Annotated in this window: 14 protein-coding genes; 9 read left to right on the plus strand and 5 right to left on the minus strand. The window is 62.4% G+C overall.

Going from position 1 to position 12,141, the window contains the following annotated elements; translation table 11 throughout:
• Positions 1 to 67: 67 nt before the first annotated feature.
• The 5 genes from hypE to hypA are packed head-to-tail and all read right to left on the minus strand — an operon-like array spanning position 68 to position 3,691.
• Positions 68 to 1,078, minus strand: a complete 1,011-nt coding sequence (hypE, locus tag ACUW6V_RS07730; RefSeq protein WP_454038198.1) for a hydrogenase expression/formation protein HypE — start codon at positions 1,076 to 1,078, stop codon at positions 68 to 70.
• The gene (gene hypD, locus ACUW6V_RS07735) at positions 1,075 to 2,196 is read right to left on the minus strand and encodes a hydrogenase formation protein HypD (protein WP_454038199.1); all 1,122 of its coding nucleotides are present in this window, start codon (positions 2,194 to 2,196) and stop codon (positions 1,075 to 1,077) included. The genes hypE and hypD overlap by 4 nt, the downstream gene beginning before the upstream one ends.
• On the minus strand, positions 2,196 to 2,474 hold the full coding sequence (locus ACUW6V_RS07740) for a HypC/HybG/HupF family hydrogenase formation chaperone (protein WP_454038200.1): 279 nt from the start codon (positions 2,472 to 2,474) through the stop codon (positions 2,196 to 2,198). The genes hypD and ACUW6V_RS07740 overlap by 1 nt, the downstream gene beginning before the upstream one ends.
• Complete coding sequence (gene hypB, locus ACUW6V_RS07745; RefSeq protein ID WP_454038201.1) at positions 2,465 to 3,337, minus strand: hydrogenase nickel incorporation protein HypB; 873 nt, start codon at positions 3,335 to 3,337, stop codon at positions 2,465 to 2,467. The genes ACUW6V_RS07740 and hypB overlap by 10 nt, the downstream gene beginning before the upstream one ends.
• Positions 3,338 to 3,340: 3 nt before the next feature.
• On the minus strand, positions 3,341 to 3,691 hold the full coding sequence (gene hypA / locus ACUW6V_RS07750) for a hydrogenase maturation nickel metallochaperone HypA (RefSeq protein WP_004385379.1): 351 nt from the start codon (positions 3,689 to 3,691) through the stop codon (positions 3,341 to 3,343).
• 233 nt (positions 3,692 to 3,924) lie between these two features.
• Here hypA and hycA point away from each other — a divergent pair, with 233 nt between their 5' ends.
• The 9 genes from hycA to hycI all read left to right on the plus strand — a co-directional run bounded on the left by hycA (position 3,925) and on the right by hycI (position 11,959).
• Positions 3,925 to 4,389, plus strand: coding sequence for a formate hydrogenlyase regulator HycA (hycA, locus tag ACUW6V_RS07755; protein ID WP_004385378.1), 465 nt, complete (start codon positions 3,925 to 3,927; stop codon positions 4,387 to 4,389).
• 82 nt (positions 4,390 to 4,471) lie between these two features.
• The gene (locus ACUW6V_RS07760; RefSeq protein WP_454038202.1) at positions 4,472 to 5,077 is read left to right on the plus strand and encodes a 4Fe-4S dicluster domain-containing protein; all 606 of its coding nucleotides are present in this window, start codon (positions 4,472 to 4,474) and stop codon (positions 5,075 to 5,077) included.
• On the plus strand, positions 5,077 to 6,903 hold the full coding sequence (gene hycC, locus ACUW6V_RS07765; RefSeq protein WP_319705699.1) for a formate hydrogenlyase subunit 3: 1,827 nt from the start codon (positions 5,077 to 5,079) through the stop codon (positions 6,901 to 6,903). The genes ACUW6V_RS07760 and hycC overlap by 1 nt, the downstream gene beginning before the upstream one ends.
• Position 6,904: 1 nt before the next feature.
• Entirely contained in the window at positions 6,905 to 7,831 is a 927-nt protein-coding gene (locus tag ACUW6V_RS07770) for a respiratory chain complex I subunit 1 family protein (RefSeq protein WP_454038203.1), read from the plus strand.
• Between the two features lie 15 nt (positions 7,832 to 7,846).
• Entirely contained in the window at positions 7,847 to 9,556 is a 1,710-nt protein-coding gene (gene hycE / locus ACUW6V_RS07775) for a formate hydrogenlyase subunit HycE (RefSeq protein ID WP_012124960.1), read from the plus strand.
• 226 nt (positions 9,557 to 9,782) lie between these two features.
• The gene (locus tag ACUW6V_RS07780; RefSeq protein ID WP_007760608.1) at positions 9,783 to 10,325 is read left to right on the plus strand and encodes a formate hydrogenlyase complex iron-sulfur subunit; all 543 of its coding nucleotides are present in this window, start codon (positions 9,783 to 9,785) and stop codon (positions 10,323 to 10,325) included.
• Positions 10,322 to 11,089 carry an NADH-quinone oxidoreductase subunit B family protein gene (locus ACUW6V_RS07785; RefSeq protein ID WP_454038204.1) on the plus strand — a complete coding sequence of 256 codons (768 nt, stop codon included), beginning with the start codon at positions 10,322 to 10,324 and terminating at the stop codon, positions 11,087 to 11,089. Before ACUW6V_RS07780 ends, ACUW6V_RS07785 begins: the two co-directional genes overlap by 4 nt.
• Complete coding sequence (locus ACUW6V_RS07790) at positions 11,086 to 11,493, plus strand: formate hydrogenlyase maturation HycH family protein (protein ID WP_454038205.1); 408 nt, start codon at positions 11,086 to 11,088, stop codon at positions 11,491 to 11,493. The genes ACUW6V_RS07785 and ACUW6V_RS07790 overlap by 4 nt, the downstream gene beginning before the upstream one ends.
• Positions 11,486 to 11,959, plus strand: a complete 474-nt coding sequence (gene hycI, locus ACUW6V_RS07795) for a hydrogenase maturation peptidase HycI (protein ID WP_454038206.1) — start codon at positions 11,486 to 11,488, stop codon at positions 11,957 to 11,959. The genes ACUW6V_RS07790 and hycI overlap by 8 nt, the downstream gene beginning before the upstream one ends.
• Positions 11,960 to 12,141: the final 182 nt, after the last annotated feature.

The following is a 12,141-nucleotide window of genomic DNA, read 5'->3' on the forward strand; positions in this document are numbered from 1 at the left end:
CGTGCAGAAACGTAAATCAATATTGTAGGCACAGCCTGTTTATCAGGTTCTTGCGCAAAAACAGGGTTTAGCAGATCCGGGGTAAAGGTTCGCTATGCGGCAGATCAAGCGTGCGCTTCACGCCGTAAATCCCGGCGACCCGCACGCCTTTTTGCGCCACGACCTCGCCGATAATGGCCGCATCCTGCCCCAGCGGATGCGCACGCAGCGCTTCCAGCACGTGTTGCGCCGCCTCGCGCGCTACGTCTATCACCAGTTTGCCTTCGTTGGCGAAATTCAGCGCATCCAGCCCGAGCAGCTCGCAAACGCCGCGCACGGCGGGTTTCAGCGGCAGCGCGCGCTCCTGTAATTCGATCCCACACCCCGCGCTTGCCGCGAATTCATGCGCCACGGCGTTAACGCCGCCGCGGGTAGCGTCACGCAGGGCTTTTACACCAGGCACGGCGCGTAATTGCTGAATCAGCGGCGAGAGCAGGGCGCAGTCGCTTGCAAGCTCTCCTTCAAGCCCCAGTTGTTCTCGCAGGTTGAGAATCGTCGCGCCGTGATCGCCAAGCGTGCCGGAGACCAGCAGCACGTCGCCGGGCGCAAGCTGCTGCGCGCCCCAGTGAATATCCGCAGGGATAGCCCCAAGCCCGGCGGTGTTGATAAAAAGCTTATCCGCCGCGCCGCGAGGCACCACTTTGGTGTCGCCGGTGACAATCTGGATGCCCGCTGCGCGCGCCGTCGCGGCCATACTGTGGGCGACTTTCTCAAGCGTCGCCATCGCCAGCCCCTCTTCAAGAATAAACCCGCAGGAGAGCCAGCGCGGTATGGCACCGCTCACCGCGACGTCATTGGCGGTGCCGCAAACCGCGAGCTTGCCGATGTCGCCGCCGGGGAAAAACAGCGGGTCGATAACATAGCTGTCGGTGGAAAACGCCAGCCGGTCGCCAGCCGCCGTCAGTTCGGCGAGCGGCAGTCGCGCCTGATCTTCCTGCTCCGCCAGCCACGGGTTTGCAAACGCCTGCATAAACAGGTGGTCGATCAACTGTTGCATCGCCTGGCCGCCGCTGCCGTGGGCGAGGGTAATGGTGTTCATGCGTCGCACTCCTCTGAACGATACTGATACCAGGCGGCGCAGGCTCCTTCCGAGGAGACCATCAGTGCGCCGAAGGCGTTTTGCGGGTTACAGTGAGCGCCGAAGAGCGGGCACTGGGCGGGTTTACAGCGACCGGTCAGCACCTCGCCGCAGCGGGCGTCGGGGGAATCGTTGACTTGCTGTGGCGCTGGCGCGAAATGCGCCTCGGCGTCAAAGGCCTGAAACGGCGCGCGAAGCCGCACGCCGGAGTGGTTTATCACGCCCAGTCCGCGCCATTCGCTGTCGCCCTCGACACAAAACACCGTGTCCATCGCCTGCTGCGCCGCCGGGTTGCCCGCGTCCGGCACCACGCGGCGGTACTGGTTTTCCACCCGGCTTTCTCCGGCGATGCGCTGTTCAACCAGCATCAGCACGCCCTGTAGCAGATCCAGCGGCTCGAAACCGGCCACCACCAGCGGGCGCGCGAAACGCCCGGCAATGAAATCATACGGATGCGTGCCGATCACCATGCTGACATGCCCCGGCGCCAGGAACGCGTCGATCTGGTTATCCGGCTGCTCCAGCAGGCTTTGCAGCGTCGGGATAAGCGTAATGTGCTGACAGAAAAAGTAAAAATTACGCACGCCGCGCGCTTTCGCCTGGATAAGCGTCAGCGCGGTGGCGGGCATGGTGGTTTCAAAGCCTAAGCCGAAAAACACCACCTCGCGCGCCGGGTTCTGCCCGGCGATCTTCAGCGCGTCCATCGGCGAATAGACGATACGCACGTCCGCGCCTTCGGCTTTGGCCTGGAGCAGCGAGCCGTTTTTGCCCGGCACGCGCATGGCGTCGCCGAAAGTGCAGAAAATAACGCCCGGGCGGCGGGCGATTTCGGTGGCGTTGTCGATGCGTCCCATCGGCAGCACGCAAACCGGGCAGCCCGGGCCGTGGATAAACTCGATATTTTCCGGCAGCAGACGGTCGAGGCCGAATTTAAAAATGGCGTGGGTGTGCCCGCCGCACACCTCCATAATGCGCAGCGGTTTCTGCGCCGTGTGGCTTAAGCGCGGCGCGCGCTCGCACAGCCGGTCAATCAGGCGCAGCACCCGTTCCGGGTTGCGGTATTCATCGACATAACGCATCAGCGGTTCTCCTCGCCATACAGCAGCGCGCCGACATCCGGCTCTACTTCAAACATCGTTTGCAGCGCCTCCAGCGTGTCGCGCGCCTCGCGCTCGTTAATCAGGCTCATGGCGAAACCGACATGCACCAGCACCCACTGGCCGAGACGCGGCTGGCCGTTCTCGTCATGCGCGCCCACCAGCGTTAAGTCAACCTCGCGCCGTACGCCGCACACCTCGACGCGCGCGAGGTTGCCGGTGAGCAGTTCACAGATTTGCCCCGGAATGCCTATGCACATCGCTGTTCCTCCAGCCAGGCGAGCCACGCGCGCATGCCGTCGCCGCGCGTGGCGGAAACCAGCAGGATAGTGATGTTCGGGTTGACCTCGCGCGCGTACGCCATGCATTTCTCAACGTCGAAGTTCAGGTACGGCAGCAGGTCAATTTTATTAAGCAGCATCAACGAGGCGGCGGCGAACATATGCGGGTATTTGAGCGGCTTATCTTCGCCCTCGGTCACGGAAAGCACCGCCACTTTGTGGCGCTCGCCGAGATCAAACCCCGCCGGGCAGACCAGATTGCCGACGTTTTCAATAAACAGCACGCCGTTATCCGCAAGCGGCAGGCGCGCCATCGCGTCCTCTATCATCTGCGCGTCGAGATGACACCCTTTGCCGGTATTGACCTGAATCGCCGGCGTACCGGTGGCGCGAATACGCTCGGCGTCGTTTACCGTCTGCTGATCGCCTTCGATAACGGCGCAGGGCGTGGTGTCGCGCAGGCGTTTAAGCGTTTCGGTGAGCAGCGTTGTTTTGCCGGAGCCGGGGCTGGAGACCAGGTTCAGCGCCAGCTGACCGCGCGCGGCGAGACGCTGGCGGTTGCGCTGCGCAATCTGGTTATTTTTATCGAGCACATTGATTTCAATCTCCACCATTTTGCGCTGGCTTAAGCCGGGCGCATGGGTGCCCGCCTCGCCGTGGCCGTAATTGAGAGAACCATCCGGTGCCTCGTCAGGGGTAAACGCGTTCACGTTTATGCTGGAGATGGGGGCCGTGATACGCGGCGCGGCGGCAAAGGGGGCGGCGCGAAACGGCGAATGCGGGTTGTGCTCATCGCCTTCTATATAAAGGTTGCCGTGCTGGCAACCGCAGGTCGTACACATCTTCTACTCCTGTTCTATTTCGAGACGCTTGATTTGCACGCTGTCATCGGCATCGATGCGCAGATCCGCGCTATGGCAATGCGGGCAGCGGCGTACCAGCGTCGTGAGTAACTGAACGTTGCGCTGGCACTGCGGACACCAGCACTTCGCCTCCTGCTGGCTTAAATGCAGCGTGCAGCCTTCGGCGCGGGTGTCGCGGCACGCCAGATCAAAGCAAAACTCCAGCGCGCTGCGCTCAACGCAGGAGAACGCGCCGATTTCCAGCCACACGCCGGTAACTTTGCGCGCGCCACGCTGCTGCGCCTGCTGTTCGATAATTTCCACTGCCCGCTGGCAGAGGGTAAGTTCGTGCATAACGCCTCCGGTACGTTTTGCGTTTGCGAATGTCACAGGCAATGCAATAACGGTGCCAGCGCATGAGAGGCGCGGCGGGAGGCTGTCGCGGCGGGTGTCGAGGCTGTCGAAATGACACGTCATGACAGACGGCGTGACGTGACGTTTAAGAATAAATCATTAAAAAACAGCAAATTAAAAAATGGCATGGTTCCTGCTAAAGACGGGTATCTCTGTTAAATGAGCCAATAACCATGATCCTTTCCGAATTAAGCCAGAAGGCGGAATTTATCGCCGATCGTCACCGCGCGTTACAGACGCACTGGCACACCTACTGCAACACGCTGGTCCAGGCCATTACGCTGTCGCGCCAGAAGCTGCATCACTCGCTCGGCTGCGAGCCGCAAAACGGGCTGTGCTTCTTTCTTTTTGAGCACTTCGCCATCCGCGTGGAGCAGGCCGAAGGCTTTCACTGCCGCACCATTAACTATCTGATAGCCCGCCGCGACGGCAGCGAAGAGACGCTGCTCGCCACCGCGCAGCTCGACGCAAAAGGCCTGCTGGATGGCGTTGTGGATATCCGCGACCGCGAGCGGGTGCTGGCGCACTATCTCGACAAAATCGGCGCGCTGGTCGACGGACTCTATGACGCCGTGCAGCAGGATACGCCGCTGCGCATCAGCGAGATCCTGGCGGCCCGCGACGCGTCGTCACATTAACCGGGCGAGGTGTCGCTGACTGTCGAAATCGTCCGTCGTCGTCACTTTTCGTCAAAAATGTCCATCACCTGAGGAACACCTGGTGAACCGTTTTATCATTGCCGACTCCACGCTCTGCATCGGCTGCCACACCTGTGAGGCCGCCTGTTCGGAGACGCACCGCCTGCATGGACTGCAATCCAGGCCGCGCCTGACGGTTATGCGTAACCAAAAAGATTCCGCCCCGCAGCTGTGCCACCACTGCGAAGACGCGCCGTGCGCGCAGGTCTGTCCGGCGAACGCCATCACCCGCGAGGCGGGGGCGATTCAGCTCAATGAAAGCCTGTGCGTGAGCTGCAAACTCTGCGGCATCGCCTGTCCATTCGGCGCGATTGAATTCTCCGGCAGCCGCCCGCTGCATATCCCGGCCAACGTCAACAGCCCGAAAGCGCCGCCCGCGCCGCCTGCGCCTGCGCGCGTCGGCGCGTTTCTCGACTGGACCCCCGGCGTGCGCGCTGTGGCGATGAAGTGCGATCTCTGCCAGTTCGACGCAGACGGCCCGGCCTGCATACGTACCTGTCCGACCGGCGCGCTGAAGCTTGTCGATAACCACGACATAGCCCGCGCCAGCCGCCGCAAACGCGAGCTGACCATTAACGCCGACCTCGGCGATTTATCGCTGCTGCTGCAACCGCGCGGAGGAGAATAATGAACGCGATTTTCTTATATCAGGGCGCGCTGGTGGCCTTTGGCGCGGGGCTTGCGCTCGCGCTGCTGAGCGCCTGGCATAAGCCGCTCAGCGCGCTGCTTGGTGGCCTTGGCGGCGCGCTCGGTTGCCTGTGCGCGCTGGCGGCAGGCGGCTGGCTGCTGATCAACGTGAACGACGGGCCGCTTACGACGCACATCGGCGCGCTCGCGGTGCATCTCACTGCCTTTAACGCCATATGGCTTGCGACACTCGGCCTGCCAGGATTTTTTATCTGCCTGTTTACGCTTATTCCTCCGCGCGACGGGCAGGCGCGCGCCAGCGGGGCGCTTATCAATCTGCTGCTTGGCGCGGCGACCCTTGCGGTCACGGCGCAGAGCCTCGCCGCGCTGGTGGTGATGGCGGAAATCATGGCGCTCGCCGCGGTATTCCTGACCGGCGACAGCGCGGGCGGCAAGCTCTGGTTTGCGCTGGGGCGTCTCGGCACGCTGCTGCTGGCGCTCGCCTGCTGGCTGTTGTGGCGGCAGTACGGGACGCTCGACATGCTGGCGTTAAGTTCGCTCACCGCCGGGCAGCCGTTTAGCGCGACCATCTGGCTCTCGGGGCTGGCAGGCTTTGGGCTGCTCGCAGGCGTTATTCCGCTGCACGGCGGCGTGGTGCAGGGCCATGCGCAGGCCACTGCGCCCGCCGCCGCGCTCTTCTCCGCCGTGGTGCTGAAAGTGGGGCTCTACGGCATCCTGGTCTTTTCGCTGATGAACGCCGCGCTGCCGCTCTGGTGTGGGGTGCTGGTGCTGCTGCTCGGCATGATGACCGCGTTTATCGGCGGGCTTTACGCGCTGCTTGAGCACAATATCCACCGGCTGCTGGCGTACCACACGCTTGAAAACATCGGCATTATCCTGCTGGGGCTCGGCGCGGGGCTTGCGGGGATTTCGCTTGGTGAGCCTGCGCTGGTGGCGCTCGGTCTGGTGGGTGGGCTCTATCACCTCTTCAACCACAGCCTCTTTAAAACCACGCTGTTCCTCGGCGCGGGCGCGGTCTTTCACCGCACCGGCCTGCGCGATATCGAAAAGCTCGGCGGTATCGGCAAAACCATGCCGCTTATTTCGATCTCCATGCTGGTGGGCCTGATGGCGATGGCTGCGCTGCCGCCGCTTAACGGCTTCGCGGGCGAATGGGTGATTTATCAGGCGTTCTTTAACCTGGGCGCGCAGCCGCTGTTTATCACGCGTCTGCTCGGGCCGCTGCTGGCGGTGGGGCTCGCTATCACCGGCGCGCTGGCGGTGATGTGTATGGCGAAAGTCTACGGTGTGACGTTCCTCGGCGCGGCGCGCACGCAGGCCGCTGCGCAGGCGACTGACGCGCCCTGGCTCATGCGCTTCTGTGTCGCGATGCTGGCGATTTGCTGTGTGGCAGGCGGCGTTGCCGCGCCGTGGCTGCTGCCGCTGCTGGGCCGCGCCGTTCCGCTGCCGATCGTCACCGCAGGCACTGCCGTCTCGCAGCCGGTGATTACGCTGCTGCTGGCAGGCTCGCTGCTGCTGCCGTTCCTGCTGATGACGCTCTTTAAAGGCGACCGCCTGCCGGCGCGCACGCGTGGCAGCGCCTGGGTCTGTGGTTACGACCACGAGCCGGAGATGGTCATTACCGCGCATGGGTTCGCACGGCCCGTCAAGGCCGCCTTCGCGCCGCTGATTCAGTTACGCCACATCCTTAATCCGGCGCGTCTGCTGCCGGGCTGGCAGAGCGCTGGCCTGCCGGTGCTGTGTCGTCGTCTGGCGGCGGTCGAACTGGCCGTGTTGCTGGTCGTCGTGATTTCACGGGGAGTCTGAGATGCAAAACGTAATTTTCCCTCTTTTACAGGCGCTGGTGCTGTTTGCCTGCGCGCCGCTACTCGCGGGCGTCACCCGCGTGGCGCGCGCGCGCCTGCATAACCGTCGCGGGCCGGGCGTGCTTCAGGAATATCGCGATCTCATCAAACTGCTGGGCCGCCAGAGCGTGGCACCTGCGGCGTCCGGCTGGGTGTTCCGGTTCACGCCGTACGCCATGCTGGCGGTGATGTTTACCATCGCCGCCGCACTGCCGGTGGTGACCGTTCGCTCACCGCTGCCAGGCGCGGGGGATTTGATCACGCTTATCTATCTCTTCGCCATCGCGCGCTTCTTTTTCGCCATTGCCGGGCTGGATACCGGCAGCCCGTTCACCGGGATCGGCGCAAGCCGTGAAGCGATGCTGGGCGTGCTGGTGGAGCCGATTCTGCTGCTCGGCCTGTGGGTCGCGGCAACGGTGGCGGGTTCAACACATATCAGCCAGATAGCCGCACGCGTCTATGAGTGGCCTTTCGCGCACAGCCTGACGCTGGTGCTGGCGCTCGCCGCCTGCGCCTTCGCCACGTTTATCGAAATGGGCAAGCTGCCGTTCGATCTCGCCGAAGCGGAGCAGGAGTTACAGGAAGGCCCGCTGTCGGAGTACAGCGGTTCAGGCTTTGCGCTGCTGAAATGGGGCGTCAGCCTCAAGCAACTGGTGGTGTTACAGATGTTTGTCGGCGTGTTTGTGCCCTGGGGCCAGATGCTGACTTTCAGCCTGAGCGGCCTGGCGATAGCGCTGGCGCTGGCCGTCGTCAAACTGCTGGTGGGCGTACTGATTATCGCGCTCTTTGAAAACAGCATGGCGCGCCTGCGCTTTAACGCCGTTTCGCGCGTCACCTGGACCGGTTTCGGCCTGGCCTTTTTAGCTTTCGTCTCCTTGCTGGCGGCGTGATAAGAGAACTGAACGATGTCTGAAGAAAAAACAGGGCAACACTATCTGCGCGCGCTGCACGAGGCGTTTCCCGGCGTGGTGCTTGATGAAGCCTGGCAAACCAAAGACCAGCTGACGGTCACGGTGAAAATCAATTATCTGCCGGAAGTGGTGGAGTTTCTTTACTACCAGCAGGGCGGCTGGCTGTCGGTGCTGTTTGGCAACGATGAGCGCAAGCTCTGCGGCAGCTACGCGGTCTACTACGTGCTCTCGATGGAGCAGGGCGTGAAGTGCTGGATAACGGTGCGCGTCGAGGTGGACGCGAATAAACCGGAGTTTCCGTCCGTGACGCCGCGCGTGCCCGCCGCCGTCTGGGGCGAGCGCGAAGTGCGCGATATGTATGGCCTGATCCCGGTTGGCCTGCCGGATGAGCGTCGTCTGGTGCTGCCGGATGACTGGCCGGACGACCTCTATCCGCTGCGCAAAGACAGCATGGATTACCGTCAGCGCCCGGCGCCGACCAGCGATAAAGAGACCTACGAGTTCATCAACGAACTGGGCGATGCCAAAAATAACGTGGTGCCCATCGGCCCGCTGCATGTCACCTCCGACGAGCCGGGCCACTTCCGGCTGTTCGTGGATGGCGAAAACATCATCGACGCCGACTACCGGCTCTTTTACGTCCACCGCGGCATGGAGAAACTCGCCGAAACCCGCATGGGCTACAACGAAGTGACGTTTCTCTCCGACCGCGTCTGCGGTATCTGCGGCTTTGCCCACAGCACGGCCTACACCACGTCGGTGGAAAACGCGATGGGTATTCAGGTGCCGGAGCGCGCGCAGGCGATCCGCGCCATTCTGCTGGAAGTCGAGCGGCTGCACAGTCACCTGCTGAATCTCGGTCTGGCGTGCCATTTTGTCGGGTTCGACTCCGGCTTTATGCAGTTTTTCCGCGTGCGTGAAACCTCCATGAAGATGGCGGAAATCCTCACCGGCGCGCGCAAAACCTACGGCATGAACCTGATTGGCGGCATTCGCCGCGATCTGCTGAAAGATGACATGACGCAGACCCGTCAACTGGCCCAGCAGATGCGCCGCGAGGTGCAGGATCTGGTGAGCATTTTGCTCAGCACGCCGAATATCGAACAGCGCACGGCGGGCATTGGCCGTCTCGACCCGCAGATCGCGCGTGATTTCAGTAACGTCGGGCCGATGGTGCGCGCGAGCGGTCATGCCCGCGACACCCGCGCCGATCATCCGTTTGTGGGGTACGGCCTGCTGCCGATGGAAGTGCACAGCGAGCAAGGTTGCGACGTGATTTCCCGCCTGAAAGTGCGTATCAACGAGGTGTTTACCGCTCTCAATATGATCGACTTCGGGCTGGATAACCTGCCCGGTGGGCCGCTGCTGGTGGAAGGGTTTACCTATATTCCGAACCGCTTCGCGCTGGGGTTTTCCGAAGCGCCGCGCGGCGATGATATTCACTGGAGCATGACCGGCGACAACCAGAAGCTCTACCGCTGGCGTTGCCGCGCGGCGACTTACGCCAACTGGCCGACGCTGCGTTATATGCTGCGCGGCAACACGGTGTCGGACGCGCCGCTGATTATCGGCAGCCTCGACCCGTGCTACTCCTGCACCGACCGTATGACGGTGGTGGACGTGCGCAAGAAGAAAAGCCAGGTGGTGCCGTATAAAGAGCTGGAGCGCTACAGCATTGAGCGCAAAAACTCGCCGCTGAAATAGGCGGCCACGGTGGGTGCGCTGCGCTTACCCACCCTACGGCGACGGCTCACCTGTTAATCCTGGCGGGTAAGCGCATCGCACCCGCCAGGTAAAACCGTCGCAAAATGATCGTAGGGCGGGTAAGCGCAGCGCACCCGCCGGGTAGAACCGTCACAAAATGATCGTAGGGCGGATAAGCGCATCGCACCCGCCAGGTAAAACCGTCGCGCAGGCGACAGGAGACAACATGTTTACCTTTATCAAAAAAGCCTTAAAAACCGGCGTGGCGACGCAGCCTTATCCGCTGCAACCGATGCCGGTCGACAAAAATTTTCGCGGCAAGCCGCAGCACAATCCGCAGCAGTGTATCGGCTGCGCGGCCTGCATCAACGCCTGCCCCTCTAATGCCTTGACGGTTGAAACCGACCTTCAGCACGACCGCCTCGACTGGCAGTTCAATCTCGGCCGTTGCATCTTCTGCGGCCGCTGCGAAGAGGTCTGCCCGACGGCGGCCATTCGCCTGACGCCCGAATATGAACTGGCGGTCTGGCGCAAAGAGGATTTTCTCCAGCAGGCGAGCTTCGCGCTCTGTCGCTGCCGCGTCTGCCAGCAGCCGTTTGCGGTGCAAAAAGAGGTGGATTACGCGATAGCGTTGCTGGCGCACAACGGCGATGAACGCGCCGAGCGCCATCGCGCAAGCTTTGAAACCTGTCCTGACTGCAAACGCCAGCAGGGCCTTGCGCCCTCGGAGCTTATCGACCTGACCCGCGAAATGAAGGAGGCGGTGTGATGAACCTGCTCGGCCCACGCGATGACAACAACATTCCGGTGCCCGTGACGGTGGAGGAATCCATCGCGCGTATGAAAACGTCGCTTTTGAAAAACATCAAGCGCTCGGCGTATGTCTACCGCGTCGACTGCGGCGGCTGCAACGGCTGCGAAATCGAAATTTTCGCCACGCTTTCGCCGCTCTTTGACGCCGAGCGTTTCGGCATCAAAGTGGTGCCGTCGCCGCGTCACGCCGACATTCTGCTGTTTACCGGCGCGGTGACGCGCGCCATGCGCTCGCCCGCGCTGCGCGCCTGGGAATCGGCGCCCGATCCGAAAATCTGTATCTCTTACGGCGCGTGCGGCAACAGCGGCGGCATTTTCCACGATCTCTACTGCGTGTGGGGCGGCACCGACAAAATCGTTCCGGTGGATGTCTATATCCCCGGCTGTCCGCCGACGCCCGCCGCGACCCTCTACGGCTTTGCGATGGCGCTCGGCCTGCTGGAGCAGAAAATCCACGCCCGCGCGCCTGGCGATGAGGACAATCAGGCTGCCGCCATTCTGCACCCGGAGATGGTGCAGCCGCTGCGCGTGCGCGTTGACCGCGCCGCGCGTCGTCTGGCGGGGTATCGCTATGGACGTCAGATTGCCGATGACTATCTGCGCCATCTGACGGCAGGCGAGCAGAGCGTGGCGGGGTGGCTGTCGCAGGAAAACGACCCGCGTCTTAGCGAAATCGTCGCGCAGCTTGAGGCGGTGGTGGCGCAGGAGAGCATCGGATGAGCGAAACCGTCGTGTTCAGCCGCCTGTCGCGCAAGTTCGTTGATGAAAACGATGCGACGCCGCCGCAGGCGCAGCAGGTTATCTACTACAGCCTGGCGATAGGCCATCATCTGGGCGTGATCGACTGCCTGAAAGCGTCGCTGGTCTGCCCGTTTGAGGCCTATCAGGCGTGGATCGCCACCCTCGCGCCCGCTGAGGCGCAGCGCAAAATGCAGGGCGTGCCGCGCTACGGGGAGATCGTTATCGACCAGAATCATGTCTCGCTGCTGGCGCGGGCGTTTGACGAGGCGTTGCCGCGCCAGAACGCGCAGCAGCAGGCGTGGAGCCGCGAGCTTTTAGGGCTGCTTCAGGCCATCCAGCGTGAGCCGGCGGTGTATGTGATGGTGAGGAGGGATCGTGTCTGACGTTTTATTGTGTGTCGGGAACAGCATGATGGGCGACGACGGCGCAGGGCCGCTGCTCGCCGAAAAATTCCGCGCCGCGCCGCAGGGCGAGTGGGTGCTGGTGGATGGCGGCAGCGCGCCGGAGAATGACATCGGTGCCATCCGCGAACTGCGCCCGGGACGGTTGTTGCTGGTGGATGCCACCGAGATGGGGTTGAACCCAGGCGAGATCCGCATTATTGATCCGGACGATATTTCAGAGATGTTTATGATGACGACCCACAATATGCCGCTGAATTATCTGGTGGATCAGCTGCGCGAGGATGTGGGCGAGGTGATTTTTCTCGGCATCCAGCCCGATATTGTGGGGTTTTATTACCCGATGACCGATGCGGTGAAACGCGCCGTTGATACCGTGTATGACCGTCTGGCGCAGTGGACCGACAACGGTGGGTTTGCGGCGCTGGCGGTGGAGGAGGGTGTGTAGTCGAGTGGGATGGCGGGTGCGCGATGCTTACCCGCCCTACAAACTACAAACCACGCGGCGCTGATGTCGGTGGTTTTGCTCCGGCTAAAAAAAATCGGCCCCTTAGGGCCGATTTCCGCCGGGAGCCGGGATTGCAAAGGGGGCGGCGGTGAGCCCCCTTTGCACGTTCGCGTGAGGGAAGC

The sequence above is a fragment of the Cronobacter sp. 153480017-3 genome (assembly GCF_053627815.1).